The 2405-nt window shown below is 37.3% G+C and carries 1 protein-coding gene; it reads left to right on the top strand.

The window, feature by feature from the left end:
• Window positions 1-248 precede the first annotated feature (248 nt).
• Window positions 249-2270 (top strand): ATP-dependent DNA helicase RecG, encoded by a 2022-nt coding sequence (gene recG / locus OZD61_RS02595; protein ID WP_274979742.1) that lies wholly within the window; start codon window positions 249-251, stop codon window positions 2268-2270.
• The last annotated feature ends 135 nt before the right edge of the window (window positions 2271-2405 follow it).

Raw genomic sequence — 2405 nt, 5'->3', positions numbered from 1 at the left:
CCAGCTTGCAAATGATTGTCCTTTCCTTCATTTCTCTCCTATTACGAAGATTTTAAACAGGTTCTTAGGCTTACCGACGATTTTAAAAACAACAAATTCGTCATTCCGTTACGTGTTAGCGGCTGAGATACCGCGAATGAATCGCGGTATGACGTTAGAGAGCTGTGCTAGCTATAGTGCATACCTGACCATAAGGTGACAAGATTTTAAAAAGGCTCTATAACAGTTTTACACATGTATGAATCTCAATGAGCAATCAGATTTTTCTAAATAGCAGGCTGGAGAATATACCTAAGTTCCATTCCGCAATATTGCCTAAACTTTGTGGTGGGGACAAGGTGGTGGATCTGCTGTTTTATAAGCCACTTAGTTATGTGGATAGAAGCAAGTTACTATCTGATGCTCGAGTTGGAGAATTTACAACTTTCATTGCAAAAGTTTATGAACATCAGTCGCCCACTTTTAGAGGTAGACCATATAAAATAGTCGTTGAAAGTGAGAGTCAGTATATATTCATAGTCTTTTTTAATTACTCAGTTAAGTATTTATATAAACTATTTCCAATTGGAGCGAATGTGATCATCAGTGGCAAACTCGAAAAATTTGCTGAACATTGGCAAATTACTCATCCAGATTACGTGTCGCTTGACATCAACCAATTTAAAGAAATAGCTTGCATAGAGCCAGTTTACCAATTATGCCGTGGCATTACCAATAAGCGCATTGGGAACATAATAAGCTCTAATCTAAAGGAATTGCCTGATTTACCAGAGTGGATAGATGATACATTAATCAAGCAAAAAAAATGGTTAAGTTGGAGGGAAAGCATCATAAAGTTGCACAGACCAAGCTCATTGGCGGAAGCTGAGGTTTGTAGAAAAAGGCTTGCTTATGATGAATTGTTTGCGTATCAGCTAGCGCTGAAACTTGCAAGAAAAAATCATGTGAAAGAAAGGGGAAGAGAATTTATAATATTGAGTAAATACAAAGAGCAAGTTTTAAATGAATTGTCGTTTCAATTAACAAATGATCAAACTCGTGCAATAGATGAGATCTCAGAGAGACAAAAATCCAAGTATCGCATGATAAGCTTGCTGCAAGGTGATGTTGGTAGTGGCAAAACCGTAGTTGCACTTTTTGCGATGATAAATGTGGTAGAAAACAACATGCAGGCAGCTCTAATGGCACCGACTACTATCTTGGCGGAGCAACATTATAATTGGATTGAGGAAGTTTTATCCTGTACCGATATAAAAGTTGCGCTGCTTACTGGTAAAACTTCGCGCAAGGAAAGAAAGATTATCATGAACGAACTTGCAAGTGGTGTTTTAAATATAGTGATTGGCACTCATGCACTATTTCAAGCTAACGTTACATTTAAAAATTTAGGGCTTGCAGTCATAGACGAGCAACAGCGATTTGGAGTGACGCAGAGAAATCGCTTGGTAGGAAAAGGAGAAAATGCCGATATACTTTTCGTTACTGCAACTCCCATTCCAAGAACCTTGCAGCAAGCTATGTATGGTGATGTTGAATGTTCAATTTTGAAAGAAAAACCAAAATCCAGATTGCCAATAAAAACTGTAACTACGAACATTAGTAGGGTGCCAGATGTTATTGAAAAGCTAAAAGGTGCTATAAACAGGGGCGAAAAAGCATATTGGATTTGTCCATATATAGAAGAAAACGAAGAGACCAATATTGCTGCAGCAGAGATGCGTTTTCAGGAATTACAAAAAACATTTCTTGATAAAGTCGGGATAATACACGGAAAATTGACTCAGGAGCAGAAAGATCAAGTTATGTTTTCCTTCAAAAGGAATGAATTTTCTCTGCTTGTTGCAACCACTGTGATAGAAGTTGGTATAGATGTGCCAGATGCAACCATCATGATTATAGAAAATGCAGAGCAATTTGGGTTATCACAATTGCATCAGTTAAGAGGCAGAGTAGGGCGAGGAAACAAGCCATCTTTTTGTGTATTATTATACGATAATTTAAGTAAAAGCTCATCTTCAAAGTTAAAGATCATGTGTGAGTCACAAGATGGATTTTACATTGCTGAAAGGGATATGATGCTAAGAGGCAGTGGAGATATTTTAGGCACAAAACAATCAGGATGTATGGAATTTAAATTTGCTGATTTATATCAGGACAAAGAGCTGCTCAATCTCGCGTATAATAACGCAAAAGGCGCAATGGCTGATTTTGAATTACTGCTTGATATATTTGAATATAGGAGTAGATTACATTTTTCAAAATTTCAGTAGAAAAACCAGGTAGCCCGCAGAAACAAAAAAACTTCCTTGACAAACCTCGCCAGCCCCCTTATTACGAAACTGAAGCTATTGTATTTGCTTTCGCCAATCTGCAGATTAAAAGGTAAGGATTACTTAATGTATCGG

The sequence above is a fragment of the Wolbachia endosymbiont of Drosophila bocki genome (assembly GCF_028982005.1).
GTDB classification, from domain to species: Bacteria; Pseudomonadota; Alphaproteobacteria; order Rickettsiales; family Anaplasmataceae; genus Wolbachia; species Wolbachia pipientis.
Note: the sequence above shows the minus strand (reverse complement) of the source record. Positions and strands in the feature narration are given on the sequence as shown.